The sequence below is a fragment of the Iocasia fonsfrigidae genome (assembly GCF_017751145.1).
GTDB lineage: Bacteria > Bacillota > Halanaerobiia > Halanaerobiales > DTU029 > Iocasia > Iocasia fonsfrigidae.
This window is the reverse complement of the sequence record NZ_CP046640.1, coordinates 2,311,767-2,329,015: the sequence shown is the minus strand read 5'-3', so window position 1 is coordinate 2,329,015 and position 17,249 is coordinate 2,311,767. Positions and strand designations below refer to the sequence as shown.

At 36.5% G+C, this 17,249-nt stretch carries 17 protein-coding genes; 16 read left to right on the top strand and 1 reads right to left on the bottom strand.

All coding sequences use genetic code 11. From position 1 onward, the window contains the following. Positions 1-2: 2 nt before the first annotated feature. The 8 genes from GM661_RS11160 to GM661_RS11125 all read left to right on the top strand — a co-directional run bounded on the left by GM661_RS11160 (position 3) and on the right by GM661_RS11125 (position 8,111). The gene (locus GM661_RS11160; RefSeq protein WP_230866913.1) at positions 3-542 is read left to right on the top strand and encodes an NUDIX domain-containing protein; all 540 of its coding nucleotides are present in this window, start codon (positions 3-5) and stop codon (positions 540-542) included. After that, the gene (locus GM661_RS11155; RefSeq protein WP_230866912.1) at positions 535-1,716 is read left to right on the top strand and encodes an endonuclease Q family protein; all 1,182 of its coding nucleotides are present in this window, start codon (positions 535-537) and stop codon (positions 1,714-1,716) included. The genes GM661_RS11160 and GM661_RS11155 overlap by 8 nt, the downstream gene beginning before the upstream one ends. Further along, entirely contained in the window at positions 1,697-2,386 is a 690-nt protein-coding gene (locus GM661_RS11150; RefSeq protein WP_230866911.1) for a hypothetical protein, read from the top strand. The genes GM661_RS11155 and GM661_RS11150 overlap by 20 nt, the downstream gene beginning before the upstream one ends. Positions 2,387-2,450: 64 nt before the next feature. Beyond that, positions 2,451-3,053 carry a stage II sporulation protein M gene (gene spoIIM, locus GM661_RS11145; protein WP_230866910.1) on the top strand — a complete coding sequence of 201 codons (603 nt, stop codon included), beginning with the start codon at positions 2,451-2,453 and terminating at the stop codon, positions 3,051-3,053. Between the two features lie 442 nt (positions 3,054-3,495). Next, positions 3,496-4,590, top strand: a complete 1,095-nt coding sequence (locus GM661_RS11140) for a 6-phosphofructokinase (protein ID WP_230866909.1) — start codon at positions 3,496-3,498, stop codon at positions 4,588-4,590. A 129-nt stretch (positions 4,591-4,719) separates the two neighbouring features. Further along, on the top strand, positions 4,720-5,532 hold the full coding sequence (locus GM661_RS11135; RefSeq protein WP_230866908.1) for a purine-nucleoside phosphorylase: 813 nt from the start codon (positions 4,720-4,722) through the stop codon (positions 5,530-5,532). A gap of 15 nt (positions 5,533-5,547) precedes the next feature. After that, the gene (locus GM661_RS11130) at positions 5,548-6,852 is read left to right on the top strand and encodes a pyrimidine-nucleoside phosphorylase (RefSeq protein ID WP_230866907.1); all 1,305 of its coding nucleotides are present in this window, start codon (positions 5,548-5,550) and stop codon (positions 6,850-6,852) included. An 83-nt stretch (positions 6,853-6,935) separates the two neighbouring features. Beyond that, positions 6,936-8,111 (top strand): D-alanyl-D-alanine carboxypeptidase family protein, encoded by a 1,176-nt coding sequence (locus tag GM661_RS11125; RefSeq protein ID WP_230866906.1) that lies wholly within the window; start codon positions 6,936-6,938, stop codon positions 8,109-8,111. 245 nt (positions 8,112-8,356) lie between these two features. Here GM661_RS11125 and GM661_RS11120 read toward each other — a convergent pair whose 3' ends face one another. Further along, positions 8,357-9,157, bottom strand: coding sequence for a helix-turn-helix transcriptional regulator (locus GM661_RS11120; RefSeq protein ID WP_230866905.1), 801 nt, complete (start codon positions 9,155-9,157; stop codon positions 8,357-8,359). A 136-nt stretch (positions 9,158-9,293) separates the two neighbouring features. Between GM661_RS11120 and GM661_RS11115 the strand changes: the two genes are divergently transcribed. The 8 genes from GM661_RS11115 to GM661_RS11080 all read left to right on the top strand — a co-directional run bounded on the left by GM661_RS11115 (position 9,294) and on the right by GM661_RS11080 (position 16,901). After that, a complete protein-coding gene (locus GM661_RS11115) occupies positions 9,294-9,869 on the top strand; it encodes a hypothetical protein (protein ID WP_230866904.1) in 576 nt (191 codons plus the stop codon). Positions 9,870-10,077: 208 nt separating this feature from the next. Next, a complete protein-coding gene (gene spoIIAA / locus GM661_RS11110) occupies positions 10,078-10,437 on the top strand; it encodes an anti-sigma F factor antagonist (RefSeq protein WP_230866903.1) in 360 nt (119 codons plus the stop codon). After that, on the top strand, positions 10,430-10,861 hold the full coding sequence (spoIIAB, locus tag GM661_RS11105) for an anti-sigma F factor (RefSeq protein WP_230866902.1): 432 nt from the start codon (positions 10,430-10,432) through the stop codon (positions 10,859-10,861). The genes spoIIAA and spoIIAB overlap by 8 nt, the downstream gene beginning before the upstream one ends. 14 nt (positions 10,862-10,875) lie before the next feature. Then, positions 10,876-11,637 carry a SigB/SigF/SigG family RNA polymerase sigma factor gene (locus GM661_RS11100; RefSeq protein WP_230866901.1) on the top strand — a complete coding sequence of 254 codons (762 nt, stop codon included), beginning with the start codon at positions 10,876-10,878 and terminating at the stop codon, positions 11,635-11,637. 745 nt (positions 11,638-12,382) lie between these two features. Next, the gene (locus GM661_RS11095) at positions 12,383-13,867 is read left to right on the top strand and encodes a spore germination protein (protein ID WP_230866900.1); all 1,485 of its coding nucleotides are present in this window, start codon (positions 12,383-12,385) and stop codon (positions 13,865-13,867) included. 4 nt (positions 13,868-13,871) lie between these two features. Continuing rightward, entirely contained in the window at positions 13,872-14,852 is a 981-nt protein-coding gene (locus tag GM661_RS11090) for an acyl-CoA dehydratase activase-related protein (protein WP_230866899.1), read from the top strand. Beyond that, complete coding sequence (locus GM661_RS11085; protein ID WP_230866898.1) at positions 14,849-15,949, top strand: acyl-CoA dehydratase activase-related protein; 1,101 nt, start codon at positions 14,849-14,851, stop codon at positions 15,947-15,949. The genes GM661_RS11090 and GM661_RS11085 overlap by 4 nt, the downstream gene beginning before the upstream one ends. Then, positions 15,942-16,901: an acyl-CoA dehydratase activase gene (locus tag GM661_RS11080; RefSeq protein ID WP_230866897.1), complete on the top strand. Its 960-nt coding sequence runs from the start codon at positions 15,942-15,944 to the stop codon at positions 16,899-16,901. The genes GM661_RS11085 and GM661_RS11080 overlap by 8 nt, the downstream gene beginning before the upstream one ends. The last annotated feature ends 348 nt before the right edge of the window (positions 16,902-17,249 follow it).

Genomic DNA, 17,249 nt, shown 5'->3' with positions numbered 1-17,249 from the left:
TTATGGACTTTAAAGAAGAAAGAATAGATTCAGAAGATATATATCAGGGGAAAATTGTTAATCTGAGAATTGATCAGGTAAAATTACCTAATGGAAGGGTTTCTACCCGGGAGGTTGTTGAACATAGCGGGGGGGTTTCTATTCTGGCTCTTACAGAAAAAAAGGAAATTTTACTGGTGGAACAATATAGAACCCCGGTGGAAGAGACTTTGCTTGAACTTCCTGCTGGGAAACTAGAACCTGGTGAAAACCCGCTGGATTGTGCCAGGAGGGAACTTATTGAGGAAACAGGTTTTAAGGCCGCCAGGATTAAGCATCTTTATTCATTTTATACTACTCCAGGTTTTAGTGATGAGCTTCTTTATTTGTATCTAGCTTCAGAGTTGGAAGAGGTGGGTACTGATTTTGATGAGGATGAGATTATAAAAAATCACCTGATAAGTCCCGGGGAGATAATGGATAGTATTTTATCAGGCCGGATTAAGGATGCTAAAACAATTGTTGGTTTGCTTACGTATTTAAGAGGGGATTTTAATGTTTAGTGAATATTTTGCTGACCTGCATATCCATATAGGAGCAGCTTCCAGTGGTAACCCTGTAAAGATTACTGCTTCACGTAGTTTGACCTTTGCGAATATTCTTAAAGAGTCTGCTGAAAATAAGGGTCTTGATATTATAGGGATTATAGATTGTGCTTCACCACCGGTCATTGCTGATATAGAAAAATTACTGGCTGAAGGATTGATGGAGGAGTTAACAGATGGTGGAATAAAGTATGGTAATTTAACAGTTATACTGGGGGCAGAGATAGAAAGTAGGGAAAGTAATGGCGGTCAGTCTCATTACCTTGCTTATTTTCCCTTTTTAAGGAATATAAAAGACTTTAGTGAGATTATGAGTGAATATATCAAAAATATTACTTTAAGTTCCCAGTCCACTGGTTTAAATGCTAGTCAGCTGTTACAAATAATTGATAGTACAGGGGGGGTATGTATTCCTGCTCATGTATTTACCCCTTATAAGAGTTTTTACGGGCGTTCTTTTAGTAGTTATCAAGAGGTTTTTAATACTCAAGAGTGGGAGATGATACCTGCTATTGAGTTAGGTTTAAGTGCTGATACTTATTTGGCTGATTATTTACCTGAATTAAGAGATAAAACATTTATTAGTAATTCAGATGCCCATTCACTACCTAAAATAGCCAGGGAGTATAATAAAATAAGGTTGAAAGAATTAAGTTTTAAGGAACTGATACTCGCCCTTAAAAATAGTAAGGGACGTAAAGTACTAGCTAATTATGGACTCGACCCCAGGCTGGGTAAATATCACCACAGTTATTGTGAAGATTGTCAGCAGGGTATTGATGAAAAAGGGTTTATCTTAAAATGCCCTCTGTGTGGGGGAGATAAGGTAATAAAGGGAGTAAAAGATAGGATTATGGAAATAAGTGTAAAAGGAGTTACTGATTCACCAGCATTTCGCCCTGCTTATATCCATCAAATCCCGCTTCTGGATATTCCAGGAATAGGTCCGCGAACAATGGAGAAATTATTAATAAAGTTTACAACAGAAATGGATATTCTTCATAAAGTAAGTTTTGAGGATTTAAGGCTGGTCGTTGGTGATAAAATAGCCAGTAGTATTGTTAGGGCACGTTCAGGGGCTGCCAGGATAAAAACCGGTGGAGGTGGTTTTTATGGTAAAGTTATGGGTTAAAACATTACAGACGACTTATAATGCATCTGGGGCTGCAGCAGCGGCCCGTCAGGGTAATGTAGTTATGATAGTAGATGTCATAGATATGTCTACTACATCTGAGGCAGTTCTTGAAGCAGGGGCAATTACTGTCCTGGGAGCCAGTCCTGATAATAACACAGTACCTGTTACAGTTAATCCAGAAAAAATAGGCTATTTTGCTGGGAAAAAAGCCTTAAAACATGATACAACTGTTATAGTTGCAGCTGAACCGAGACTAATTCAAAATGAAAAAGATAGATTAAAGGAGATACAGCAGGTTCTAAAGGGAATAGAGAGGGCAGGAGCTGAGCTGGAAGAGGTGGTACCCAATATTGGGCGGGAGGTTGTTGAGTTAGCTGATTTTGCTAATAAAATTGTTGTGGTTGTTAGTCCATCAGGTGGTACGGCCTATGATGCAGCCTATAATTATGGTGCACCTGAAGTAATTACTGGTACTATAGCCCGAACAAATAATATGAATGGTAGTTTTGCTGCCAGGGTTGCTGCAGAAAGGGCTATAGAAAAGGCGTTAAAGTTCAAACGGGGTATTACTGTTGTGGCAGCAAGTTCTAATTCAATGGAAGATGTTCAGGCCTGTCAGTATATTTGCCAGGAGATAATCAATAATGGTTTTTTGAAAATGAACTAAAATAGTATATCTTGTCCTCCTGCTGCATATTTATTATATATATCTGTAACAGGAGGATTAAGCCATGAACAAATATTTTTATGATAGATTACCACTCTTTGTGTTTGTATTTATTATCTTTGTTTCAGGAATCTCTTTTGGGGCTATTGCTGTAAAAACAGTAGATTATAGTATCAGAGAAAATGTCTTTGTTTATTTTAATGATTTTATGAAAGGTTATGATGAGCTTAATTATAGTAGTAGTACCCTGGTTAGTGAAAGTATTAAATTTAATTTATTAAATATTGTTATAATCTGGGTTTTGGGGATATCTGTATTTTTAATGCCGCTTATTATGGTTTTGGTATTTTTTAAAGGCTTTGTTCTTGGTTTTACTGTAGGTTTTCTGGTTAATGAATATAGTCTTCATGGGATAATAATGGCAATTGCAGCTGTTTTTCCCCAGAATTTAATTATTATACCCGCCTATATTCTGGCAGCAGTTATGGCTATTTATTTAAGTGTACGAATATTTAAATATTATCGAGGACTTGAGGGATTAAAGGGAGAAGATCTCTTGACATATACCCTGGAGATGGGTTTGCTTGCCCTCTTATTGGTAGGTGGTTCTATTATTGAAACCTTTATTAGCCCTTATTTAATGAAAATAATACTCCATTTTATTTGAAATGCTATCATATAAATTAAACCCTGGGTATTTAATTACCCCCAGGGTTTTTTTTTATACTATTTATCCTTATAACAAATCTGGCCAGGAGTTCTTTTATAAAATAGGCCGAAGATAATATGAACTACTAAAGTTAAGAGAACAATTATGATAACCCTACTTATCTGAACAGGTTCATTAATTAATATATTTTGTCCAATTTGAATTAATTTGTATTTTTTAATAGTTAATAAATAAGTATTATTTTTTGGGGTTAAAATATAAATAACATTAAAATAAAAAAACAAATGTGAAAAAATAAAAATAAAGTTAATTTTTCTAAAGGAAATTGAAATTATATGTTGAATATAAATTAATAAGTGCTTCATATCTGGAAATTATGTTCAGATAAACTAGAGGGAATGGAGATTAGAATAAGTATATACTTATCGGGGGTGTTATAATGGTAAAGGGAATAAAAAAGATTGCCCTACTGACAGGTGGGGGAGATTGCCCTGGGTTGAATGCAGTTATTAGGGCTGCAACTAAAACAGCTATTATAAAATATGGTGTTGAGGTAGTTGGTTTTGTTAATGGATATAAGGGGTTATATAATGGTAATATTATGAATCTTGATATGGATGCTATATCTGGTATCCTCCCCAGGGGTGGGACAATACTATATACATCAAATAAGACAAATCTCTTTAGAATGCCTTTTAAGGAGAATGGGGAGACTATTTATAAGGATTTGTCAGATGTTGGTGTAAAAAACATTAAAGAAGCAGGAATAGATGCTCTGATTATTATTGGTGGTGATGGGACATTAACCAGTGCCAGGGATTTTGCCCGTAAAGGAGTTAAGGTAATTGGTGTGCCCAAAACTATTGATAATGACCTGGCATATACAGATATAACCTTTGGTTTTGATACAGCTGTTAGTGTAGCTACAGATGCAATAGACCGCTTACATACAACCGCAGAGTCACATCACCGGATTATGTGTCTGGAAGTAATGGGGAGATATGCTGGCTGGATAGCTCTAGAAGCTGGTCTGGCTGGAGGAGCAGATGCGATACTTATTCCGGAAATACCCTATGATATCAATAAAGTTGCTGCCAAAATACAAGAAAGAAGGGCAGCTGGTAAAGACTTCAGTATTATTGTAGTTGCTGAAGGGGCTAAACCACTCTCAGGTGATATGGTTGTACAGAAGTTAATTGAAGATAGTCCTGATCCGGTTAGATTAGGTGGTATTGCCAATAAGGTTGCTGCTGACCTGGAAGAAATTGTTGGCTTAGAATCAAGAGCAACTATTTTGGGACACTTGCAGAGGGGAGGTACTCCAACATCTTATGATCGGAATCTTTCAACCCGTTATGGTAAGGCAGCAGTAGATCTGGTATTTTCAGGTAAATTTGCTGAAATGGTTACCTTAAAAGGGAATACCATGTCATCTGCCTCTCTGGAAGAGGTTATAGGAAAGTCAAAGAATGTTGACCCTGAAGGGGAAATGGTTAATACTGCCAAGAGTATTGGGATAGCTTTTGGTGATTAATATAATAGACTATAAGTAAAAATCTCCATCAGTATAGGTGGAGATTTGACTATTTTTAATTATTAATGATAAGATATTTTTTCTATATTAAAGAACTTTATTATTCAAAATGGGGAGGACTGGTGTTAAATGAAATATAGTTCAATGCGGATAACTGAGATTATTAAGCAGAAATTGACAGAGAAACCACAAATTGGCCTGATCCTAGGTTCTGGGTTGGGGAAATTGGCTAATGAAATTGAAGAACAACGTGTTTTTAAATACCAGGATATTCCTGATTTTCCTGTATCAACAGTCCCTGGACATGCTGGAAGATTGATTGCAGGGAGACTTGAAGGTAAAGCAGTTATAGCCATGCAGGGTAGATTTCATTTTTATGAAGGATATACAATGAAACAGATTATATTACCAGTATTGGTGATGAAATTATTGGGGATAGAGACACTAATTGTAACCAATGCAGCTGGTGGAGTAAATAAAGATTTTAATCCTGGTGAATTTATGTTAATAAGTGACCATATAAATATGATGGGGACTAATCCCTTAATTGGTCAAAACTTTGAGGAATTTGGTCCCCGTTTCCCTGATATGAGTGAGGCATATAATAAGGGACTGCTTAAACTAGCCAGGGAGACTGCTGAGCAATTAGGAATAACTGCCAGGGAAGGAGTCTATGCTGCTGTTACAGGACCAAGTTTTGAGACACCTGCTGAAATAAGATTTTTTGCTAACAATGGTGTTGATGCCGTAGGAATGTCAACAGTGCCGGAGGTAATTGCTGCCCGACATATGAGTGTTAATGTCCTAGGGATTTCCTGTATAACAAATATGGCAGCAGGGATTTTAGACCAGCCTTTAAGCCATGAAGAGGTTATAGAAACAACTGAGAAGGTAAAAGAAAATTTTGTTTCTTTGATCAAAGGTATTACTGCTGTACTTTAAAAGGTGGTGGAGAAGATGAGGCCCTATGATATTATTTATAAAAAGAGGGAAGGACAGAAACTCTCCCCTGAAGAAATAAGGTATTTAATAAATGAATATACGGCTGGAAAGATACCAGATTATCAGGTCTCAGCCTGGGCAATGGCGGTTTTTTTTCAGGGGATGGATGCTGAAGAAACAGCTGATTTAACTATGGCTATGGCTGAATCTGGTGATATCCTGGATTTGAGTGAGATTGAGGGAATTAAAGTTGATAAACATAGTACAGGTGGGGTTGGTGATACTACTACCCTTGTCCTTGCACCCCTGGTTGCCTCTGCGGGTGTTCCTGTAGCCAAATTATCAGGGCGTGGACTTGGTCATACAGGGGGTACTATTGATAAACTGGAGTCTATACCTGGTTTTAAGACCTCACTCAGCAGAGAAGAATTTATCAATAATGTTAATAATGTTGGTGTAGCTGTAGCTGGTCAGACCGCCAACCTTACCCCTGCTGATAAAAAACTCTATGGCTTACGTGATGTTACAGCAACTATAGAATCAATCCCCCTGATTGCTAGCAGTATCATGAGTAAAAAAATTGCTGGCGGGGCAGATGGAATTGTGCTGGATGTAAAGGTAGGTAATGGGGCTTTTATGAAAGGAATTGATGAAGCCCATTCTCTGGGGAAGGCCATGGTAGCTATCGGACATGAGGTTGGTAGGGAGACTATTGCAGTGCTAACAAATATGGACCAACCCTTGGGTCAGGCAGTAGGCAATTCACTGGAACTTAAGGAGGCTATACAGACACTCAGGGGTAAGGGCCCTAATGACCTCAGAGAATTATCCTTAATACTGGGTGCAAATATGTTGACTATTGCTAAGGGGGTTGATAATTTTAATGAGGGTTATTCTCTTTTAAGCGAGAATCTTTCCTCAGGTAAGGCCCTATGCCAGTTTAAAAAATTTATTGGGCGCCAGGGTGCTGACCCTGCTGTAGTTGATGATCTGGAACTGCTTCCCGAAGCCGAAAATGTAATTGAAATTAAGAGTCGGAGTGATGGTTTTATAAGTAGTATTAATGCCCGTGAAATAGGTCTTACTGTTATGATGATAGGTGGTGGTAGGGTTGTTAAAGATGATGCCATAGATCCTGCTGTTGGTGTTGTTTTACTTAAGAAAAACGGTGAAGAGGTACTTAAAGGTGAAACGATTGCAAAATTGTATTTAAATGATCTTTCACATCAGCAAGAGGCTGTTAAAAGACTGGAAAAGGCTTTTGTTATAACAGATGAAGAACCTTCAAAAAAAGATCTTGTTATTGATATTATCAAATAAAATAGACTACTTTAACCTCCCTGCATAATTAAGAATAATAGATAATAAATATCTATTATAACAAATAAAGGGGAGGTTTTTTTATGTTCCTCAAGATTTTTAAATCTTTTTTAGTTGTAGTTATCGTCACTACACTGATAACTCTTCCTATAATGGCAGAACAACCTGATTTCGATTTGAATTCTAAATCGGCTATTTTAATGGAATATGAAACAGGGGAGATTATTTTTGAAAAAAATGCCCATCTGAAATTACCGCCGGCAAGTATGACCAAGATAATGACTATGTTACTGGCTGTGGAGGCTATTGAACAGGGACGGGCTGAGCTTGCTGACAAACTGGTAGTTAGTGAGTTTGCTGCCAGTATGGGTGGTTCACAGATCTGGCTTGAACCTGGTGAAGAGATGACACTAGAAGAAATGTTAAGGGCCATTGCTATAGTATCTGCTAATGATGCCTGTGTAGCTGTAGCTGAATATCTCTATGGTACTGAAGAGGCTTTTGTAAAGAGGATGAATGAACGCGCCAGGGAACTTGGATTAAAGAATACTTATTACTACAATACCAATGGGTTGCCAGCAGATAATGAAGAAATCCAGGGTAATTATACAACTGCCTATGATCTGGCGGTTCTGGCCAGAGAGATATTAAAATACCCTGAGGTTCTTAAATGGACTTCAACCTGGATTGATTATTTAAGGGATGGTAGTTCAGTATTAAATAATACCAATAGACTGGTAAGACATTATTTGGGGGCAGATGGTTTAAAGACTGGTTATACAGAAGAAGCTAAATTTTGTTTGACATCGACTGCCAGGAGGGATAGTATCAGGTTTATTGCTGTTGTAATGGCTGCAGATGATTCAAAAACCAGGTTTGCCGAGGCAGCTGAATTACTTTCCTTTGGTTTCAGTACATACCAGGGATATGAGGTAGCTGCTAAGGATGAATTTATTGCTGAAGTGAAGATTCCTAATGGAAAAGAGGAAACTGCCAGAGGGATAATCAAGGAAGAACTTATTGTTCCCGTAAAAAAAGGAAATGAAGATAGTATAAGAAAAGAGGTGTTTTTAGACGAGTTAATAAGAGCTCCACTTAATAAAGGTGATAAAATTGGTGAGCTTAGGGCCTATAAAGGAAATCTATTACTAAAGAGCAGTGATATTATTTTAGATAGAGATGTAGAAAAAGCAGGTATTTTCCAACTGGTTTTAAGGATAATAACTCGGATTATCCAGCTTATTATTAATCTGTTTTAAATAAATTTATTAATATATGATGGTTTGCCCACAAAAAGGTCATCTCTCGCAGCAAGGCAAATTTTTTGAGTCATCTAAGGCCCGTATCCATTCAAAATAAGGTTTCCTAATCCATGGGACATCCTGACCCAGGATTAGCTCACCACGTCCTGTGCTTCGACCTTATTTTGAATTCCTATGTGCCAAGATTCCTTACAAAAAATTTGCTATTTGCTCAATATAACCTTTTTGTGTTTGAATCCATATTATGTATTATCATTCTCCATTAAGACAAGGTTTATATCCAGGGTTCTGGCAATAAGTTCAGTTCTGCTAGCTGAGTTTGTTTTATTAAAAATCTTGTAGAGGTGTTTTTTTACTGTATTGATAGAAATAAAAAGCCTATCTGCTATTTCCTGATTAGTAGCCCCTTTGATAACAAGATTAATTACTTCAGCTTCCCGGGTTGAAAGTCCGAATTTATCAGCTAACTGGTCAATAAGCTGAGAGTAATTGGTATATCTAGAACTTTCTTTACTCTCAATCACTATTAATTTATATAGCTGGTTGCCGAGATGTGGTTTAAGGATATGAAAGAAATACAGTTCTTTGGCAGAAAAATCTGGACTATGCCTGTCCCGGAAGAGACTCAGGGTAGCCAGTAGTTTTTCTTTATAATGCAGATCAATGCCACAAGAATAATAGAAACCATTTGGTTGAATAAAATCAGAAAAATACTCTGTTGTCTGCCACTCTTGATAATTCATTATTTCTGTACTTTTGGTAGGTTCCGGCTGATTAAAGGCTTTTTCTTTCATAGGGTCAAGAAACTGATAATACTTTATATAATCTATCAGTGTATTATCACTGATATTAACTACATATGGTTTATCCAGGTTATTACTATGGGGATTAATATGAATAAAGAAGTTGGCTGAGTCATAATTAATTAATCCTTTACAGGCATCTAATATAATAGAGGGATAGTTCTTCAGTGAATAAATTTGGCCTGTCTGAAGGAGGAAGTCATTTATTTTACGCCAGTCGCCAACATTTAAGATAGTCATTAGTTCCGCCCCTTTTTTGAAAAATTACACTTTAGTGTAATACTAAAATAAGATAAAAAGTGATATATTTTTTATATCCATATAGATTAATTCTATATGGTACTTATAAATCCTGCTAAGGGGAGTGGAGAAAATAATGAAAAAAATAATTGTAGTAAGTGTGTTGGTTTTGGTGGCATCTGTTATGGTGGCGGGTAATGCTCTGGCTTTGGGTTTTAATAGTATCTCAGAGATTTATTTTAATGCAGATTGGTTAATTGATTATGTAACACCAATAGAACCAGGAGAACTGGAAAAAGGTGAGTATAGATATACTTTTGGTTTAGCTCGAAATATATCTAGCAGGGATTATGATGTGTATTCTTCTTCTTATTCTTATGATGATATTGGTAGTCATTCAAATACCTTTTATAGTGTTTTTGATACTGCTCTAACAGATAAACTCTATTTGAATCTGACTTTTGACTATGTTCCTGAATATAAGGATAATTATGATGATAATAATAAGGCAAATGAACTAGGACTTTTATTAAATTACTCTATAGATGATGATAAAAATGTTTTCTTTGGTTGTGTAAATACCAATAGTACTGAAAAAGACTATGATTCAGGTGATTTGAATTATAAAATCAAAGATAAATTTACCACGTTTTATCTTGGCACAGAGATCAGGGGTTCATTTTCTAATATGTTTAAAAAGGATGAGAAATAGTTTTTGTAATTCTTAATAATAATATAATAGTCACCAACCGGGAAAGGTACATTTTATGTGCCTTTTCTTTATATAATTACATAATAACTTTTTTACCAAACCAAGAATATTTTGACAGAAAAATCTCTATTAAAGAAGGAGTTTTGCTACTGACAGCGAAATATAAAAATAAATATATAGTAAATAATAGTAAAAGGAGGAAAAAATTTTGGATATAGCAACACAGATTGTGGGTGATATCCTGATTGTTAAATTAATTGGTGAATTAGATATGCATTCTGTACCAGGATTCAGGGATAAGATTATCAAGGTGATGGATAATAATTTACTAAAACACCTTGTTTTAAACCTGAAGGAGGTTAGATTTATAGATAGTTCAGGTTTAGGGGCTATTTTGGGTAGATACCGCTACTTGAATAAAAAAGGTGGCCGTGTCTTACTGGTAGGTTTAAAACCACAGGTAGCAAAAATATTTAAAATGGCAGGTATCTTAAAGATAATGAAGGTATATGATAGTGAAAAACTGGCTGTTCAGGAACTGGATGAAGGGGGTTTGAAAAATGCATAATAAAGCCCATTTAACTCTTTTAGGCAAGAGTAGCAATGTTGGTCTGGCACGCATAACTACAGCAACCTTTGCCTCAGAACTGGACTTTACTTTAAGTGAGCTTGAGGAAATTAAGGTAGCAGTCTCTGAAGCAGTAACAAATTGCATTATCCATGCTTATCCTATGGATGAAGGTATCATTGAGCTTGATTTGGAGATTGAAGACTGCAAATTAATAATAATAATTAAGGATCAGGGTATTGGGATAAAAGATATAGAGGCTGTTTTACAACCTTCTTACTCTACTAAAGAAGAGCATATGGGGCTGGGACTGGCTTTTATAGACTCTTTTATGGATGAATTTAAATTAATATCTGAGATAGATGAAGGTACTACCCTTAGGATGATTAAGATACCGGAACAGCTAAAAAATACGGTTGAATAGGTGGCGGTAGTCATATGAATTATAGTATGATAGACCTTCCTGATCTTGAACTTTTAAGTGAAGAGGAAACGCGTTATTATATTCGACTTGCTCAACAGGGGGATAAATCTGCCCTGGAGAAGGTTGTTGAACATAACCTGCGTTTGGTGTTGAAAGTAAGCTACCGTTTTAAAAATTCTGGTTATGATTTACAGGACCTTTTTCAGGTAGGTGTTATAGGGATAATAAAGGCTGTGGAGGGTTTTGATCTGGAGAGGGGAATTAAGTTTTCAACTTATGCAGTTGCCAAAATAATAGGAGAAATCAGACTTCACCTCAGGGATGATGGACTTATTAAGGTGAGTAGGTCATTAAAAAAGATTGCCAGGGTTGTACGGCAGAAGGAGGAAGAATTAAGCCAAAAAAATAATCAATCACCATCAATCAGTGAATTGGCCAGTGAAACAGGATATTCCAGAGAGGACATAATCCAGGCTCTGGAAGCAGATAAAAACCCAGCTTCAATATATCAGACGATTAATCCAGATAGTAATAATGACCTTTACTTACTTGACAGCCTGGCGAATAAATCAGCAGAAAAAGAGCTAGATAATTTTGATAAACTGGAGTTGGTTGAGGTGCTGAGACGTCTTGATAAACGTTCACGGAAGATTATTTTTCTGCGCTATTTTGAGGACAAGACACAGCAGGAAATTGCTGAGGAAATAGGTGTTTCACAGGTCCAGGTCTCACGTTTAGAAAAGAAGATATTAAAAGAGCTACGGATGTCATTATAAATGGTTTTTAATAATAAATAATTACTAATCCTTATTAGTAAAATAATAGGGATTTTTTTATGTTTTAATTTAAAGATAGACAGGTATTTATTCATGGAATTATGGATAACTTTGAAGACCGACCAATATATTTACTTACCTTGTCGTGCACCACAGGCACTCCGTATCTGACCAAAGCGTACAAGAAAATTAGGGTTGCACTATGGCGTCCTGCCTTCGTTTACTGTCGAGAAATTGTCTTGCGGCTCACTGACTCTTCTTTTTATAACGCATGGTCGAGTCAGTATCAGGCCATCGAGGCCAAGTTCCATGCCTCCAGACAATTTCTAGAGTCGTCCAGTAAATATATTGGTCTGGTTTATTATGATTAGTAGTTAACTTTGAGTGAAAAGTGGTTCTAAGAAAAAATTAATAATTAGTGATTAAGTCTGGGTGGCGAAGCCTGTTTTGTTCACTCGGGTAGGGTATAATTGACTTTGTTTGTAAAATATTCACATTTAGATTTTGTGTATAAAAAAAATACTCTTTTAAGATACTAGTTATTAGGAAATAATAGTGAGGTGATATTAGATGAATTTTACTTCAAAGATTATTTTTAGTGTTTTAATCTGTATTTTTTTAATTGCATTGATGTGGTTTATATTACCAGAGTTTAATCAAAATGTACCGACAGATGCTTTAAAAATATAAAGAATGGGGAGAGAATAATAGATGAAAAGCATTCTTAAAATGAAAGATGAAGATGATGAATAATCCTCTTGATAAAAAAATAGATAAAAATTTACAGATGATAAAGAAAGAGCTTGGTGCTGATGAGAGTTTTGATGTGTTAGTCAGGGAATTTGAAATTGGTGGAAAAAAGGCTAGCCTTATCTTTCTGGATGGTTTTATTAAGGATGACTTGATAATACCTATGATGAAACTTATGGAGAGTAGTAGGGAAGATATTTCTGTTAAGACCATTAAGAAAGTACTTAATAACCGTCTGCCCTATTATGAAGTTGAGACAGTTAAGGATATGGATAAGGTAGTTCAGCAGGTTCTGGCTGGTCCCCAGGTACTTATTATAGATGGCTCTGATGAGGCCATAGTAATAGATGGTAGGACCTGGCTGTCAAGGACACCTGATGAGCCAGAACTAGAGAAGGCTACCAGGGGTCCTGCTGATGGTTTTGTGGAGACAATGTTATTTAATGTAAATGCAGTTAGGCGGCGTATCAGGGATGTTAATTTTCGTGCTGAGGTAATACAGGTAGGAAAGAGGTCCAAGAATGATCTTGCCCTGGTTTATATTAAGGATATTATTAATCCTGACCTCCTACAGGATGTAAAGAGTAAACTGGAGGGTATTGATATTGATGGTTTACCACTTGCAGATAAGAGTATAGAAGATATTATTACAGGTGGAACTTTAAATCCCTTACCACTTGTTCGCTATACTGAGCGGCCTGATAATGTTGCTGCCCATATACTGGAAGGCCATCTGGTGATAATTGTAGATAATTCACCAACAGCTTTAGTGCTTCCTGCACCCTTTCTGTCTCATGTACAGACACTTGAAGTATACCGGAAAGGACCAGTCCTGGGAACTTATCTATCACTAATGCGCTTAATGGCAATGCTGATTTCTGTTTTTCTGCCGGCTGTCTGGCTGATTCTGGCTACTAATAGGGCTTTATTACCTGAATACCTCAGTTTTATAGGTGTGAAGGAAGGAAGTTCAATAGGATTAGGTATTCAGTTTATTTTAGCCAGTCTGGGTATTGACCTGATAAGAATAGCATCAATCCAGACCCCCAGTACACTGGCAACCTCATTGAGTTTAATTGGGGCTTTATTATTGGGTGATTTCGCTGTAAAGGTTGGTTTGTTTTCACCAGAGGTAATACTATATATGGCTGTAGCCGCTATAAGCAATTTTTCTATACCTGGTTATGAAATAGCCTTAGTTTTAAAACTATTTCGTTTTATATTATTAATAGCGGTTATTATTGCTAATATTTGGGGTTTTGCAATTAGTTTTAGTCTCATTTTTTTATGGATGGTTTTCACCAAGTCTTTTGGTGTAAATTACCTGTGGCCTATTATTCCTTTTAACTATCAGGCCTTAAAGTCATATATGGTCAGGCAGACTGTTCTGGATCTCTCACATCTAAGACCGATAGCTTTACACACACAGGATCAGGATAGGGCTGTTAAGGGGGATAAAAAAGAGGCAGATAAGGAGTGATATAATGTGCAGGAAAATTGGTATTCCCAGGGCATTAATGTATCATTATTATTACCCGTCCTGGGAGACCTTTTTTGAAGAATTAGGTTTTGAAGTAATTTTATCTCCTGAAACAAATAAGGAAATCTTAGATAAGGGAGTGAAGATGGCAGTAGATGATATCTGCCTTCCTTTCAAGGTTTTTTTTGGACATGTCAGGGAATTAGTAGAGAGGGTTGACTATTTATTTATTCCCAAATTTATTAGTCTGGGAAAAAACAATTGTGTTTGCCCTAAATTTATGGGTTTGCCAGATATGGTTAAGGCTATATTTGCTCAGTATCCACCGATATTGGCCCCAGTTATAGACCTTAGATACTTACTCTTCCCTATGCGGAGAATAGTATATGCCCTGGGGAAGAGATTGGGGGCTAATATGTGGCAGATTGAAAAGGCTTTTTATAAGGCAAAGAAAAAACATGAGAAGTTTTTAAAGGTTCAACAACAGGGCATAATGCTTGATGAGGCCATGAAAATTGTAAATAATAAAATAAAATTTGATAAAAATAAAAAGGATAATAATTATCCAATTACAATTGCTTTACTGGGACATTCATATATAACAAATGATCATTGTTTAAGTATGAATATTATTAAGCATCTACAGGACTTAAAAGTAAATGTTATTACACTGGAGATGTTTGAACCAGCAGTCCTGGAAAGGGAAGCAGACAGACAGGATAAAAAACTATTCTGGTATTATAATAGACATGTTATGGGTTCTGCTTATCATTTGATTTATAATAAGAGGGTTAATGGTTTGATACAGTTAACTGCTTTTGGTTGTGGTCCTGATTCTCTGGTCAAGGAACTAATTAATCTCAGGGGTAAAAAGAGAGGGGTTTCGATTTTAAATATAAATATTGATGAGCATAGTGGTGAAGCTGGTCTACTTACCAGGTTAGAGGCCTTTGTGGACCTGGTGGAAAGAAGGGAGATGGCATGAAAAAAATAACCTTTCCCCAGATGGGAGATATGAAGATAGGTCTTAAGGCATTGTTTGCTGAACTTGGATTTGAAGTAGTAGTTCCCCCTAAAATATCAAAAAAAACACTTGATCTTGGTGTTAAATATGGACCAGAATTTGCCTGTCTTCCTTTAAAAATAAATCTGGGTAATTTTATTGAGGCCCTGGAAAAGGGGGCTAATGTTATTGTCATGGGAGGCGGCTGTGGTCCCTGCCGCTTTGGTTATTATGCTGAAGTACAACGGGCAATATTAGAAGATCTGGGTTACTGTTTTGAAATGATTGTGTTGGAACCAAACTTACTCAGGGACTATCAGCATATCAAAAAAATTCTGGGTAATGTTTCTTTAAAAAGGCTTTATAATGGATTAAAACTGGCCCTGTATAAAATTTATATGATTGATAATATATATAAGCTTGTTCTGGCTACTCGTGCTTTGGAGAAAAAAAAGGGTGAGATTGATAGTCTTTATAGTTCTTTTTTAAAGAAAATAGATCAGGTTAGTTCCCTCAAAAAGATAAAAGCACTGAAAGACGAATATCAAAATAAAATTAAAGAAAATATTAACGACTATCAAAGGGATGAAAGGCTGATAATTGGAATAGTAGGTGAAATCTATCTGGTACTTGAACCCTTTGTTAACCTAAATATTGAAGAAAAACTAGGTGAACTTGGTGTGATAGTTAAGAGGGATATCTATATGTCAAGCTGGTTATCACATTTCCTTCACCTGGGAAATGAAATGAGGCAAATAAAAAAAGCAGCAGAGGATTATCTGGATTCATTTGTCGGGGGACATGGACTTGATAGTATTGGAAACACAGTTCGTTATGCCCGGGTTGGGTATGATGGTGTTATACAGCTGGCACCTTTTACCTGTATGCCGGAGATAATCTCCCAGACGATTTTGCCTTCAGTAAGTAAAAAAGAAAAGATACCTGTTCTATCACTGTTTTTTGATGAGCATACTGGTGATGCTGGTTTACAGACAAGGATTGAAGCCTTTGTGGACCTCTTAATGCGTAAAAAAATTTATGATGGCAAATTATTGGAAAAGGGGATAAATTATGCCTAGATATTATTTAGGGGTAGATGTTGGTTCAGTTAGTACAGATATTGCTGTACTGGATAGTTCAATGAAGATAGTTGATAAAATATATCTAAGAACAAAGGGTCAACCTCTAAAAGTGATTAGCGAGGGAATCAATCAGCTGCAAGATAAGTATGATAACTCTGAAATAGGGGCAGTAGGGACAACAGGTAGTGGACGTAATCTGGCTGGTGTGATACTGGGGGCTGATGTTATAAAAAATGAGATCACTACCCATGCTGTAGCAGCAGTACATATGATACCTGATGTGAAAACTGTCCTGGAGATAGGTGGTCAGGACTCCAAGATTATAATCATTCGTGATGGAGTAGCTGTTGACTTTGCCATGAATTCTGTCTGTGCTGCTGGTACCGGGTCATTTCTTGACCAGCAGGCTGCCCGTCTGGAGATACCTATTGAAGAGTTTGGGGAATATGCCTTAAGAGCCGAGGCACCAGTCAGGATTGCAGGACGTTGTTCGGTTTTTGCAGAATCAGATATGATTCACAAACAGCAGTTAGGACATGACCTTCCTGAGATAATAGCAGGATTATCGGCTGCCATGGTTAGAAATTATTTGAATAATCTGGCCAAGGGTAAGGACATTAAAGGTCCGATAATATTTCAGGGGGGAGTGGCGGCTAATGTAGGAATTAAAAAAGCCTTTGAAGATGAACTGGGGATTGATGTAATTGTTCCGGAGAATTATAATGTTATGGGGGCTGTTGGGGCAGCGATACTTGCCCGGGAAGAGATCGCCCGTTTAAAAAGGAAAAAGACTTCATTTAAGGGTTTTGAGATTACTGATTTCAATTTTAAAACTACCAGTTTTGAGTGTGATGGTTGTCCTAATTGTTGTGAAATAGTAAATATCTATCAGGATAGTCAGTTAATAGCCCGCTGGGGGGCAAAATGTCCGCGCTGGGAGGCAGTATAGAGTGACAGAGGTTTATATTCAGGAGATTATGTGATTTGCAAGATTATGGATAACTTGAAAGACCTACAAATATATTTACTTCCCTTGTCGTGTACCGCAGGCACTCCGCATCTGAGCAGAGCGTACAAGAAAATTAATGTTGCGCTGCGGTGTCCTACCTCCAGCCAATTTCTAGAGTCGTACAACAAATATATTTGTCTGGCTAATAGTTTATTATTAACTATGTGTAATAAACAGTTGACTTAAGAAAGCTGATGTCTTTGATTAAGCCTGAATGGACGTTAGGTCACTTTGTTCAACAGGCAGGATTTTGTTAAGGGTTATTGAATAATTAAGATAAAGAAGCAC